This window comes from Belnapia sp. AC561 (genome assembly GCF_979252845.1).
The window spans coordinates 1-276 of the sequence record NZ_CEEDBP010000209.1 but is presented as its reverse complement, the minus strand read 5'-3'; the positions used below and the strand labels follow the sequence as shown (position 1 = coordinate 276).

1 pseudogene is annotated in these 276 nt (G+C 62.3%); it reads right to left on the bottom strand.

The features are described 5' to 3' along the window. Positions 1-59 precede the first annotated feature (59 nt). Positions 60-276 (bottom strand): annotated as a pseudogene (locus tag AC0IW9_RS30790) (catalase); the annotation flags it as partial.

Here is a 276-nt window from a genome sequence, read left to right as displayed (position 1 = left end):
CGGTTATTCCGGCCCACCGTTCTCCCGCCGATGCACGGCTGAGAACGGTGGGCGCGGGTTTACTTCGGGTTGTTGCGTTCGTGGCGGTAGGCGCTCACTGCCTCGTACACCGCTTTGCGCAAGCGGTTGATGCCGCCTAATGGCCGGTGCTCGGGCAGTGCGTGCCACGGGTTGAACGACTGGTTATCGCAGGCGAGGGTTTGTTCGGTGCTGTCGAAATCCTGCGCCGGTACTTTGATGGTGGCCACGGTTTCGAACGGCGAAACCTTCTCGCTC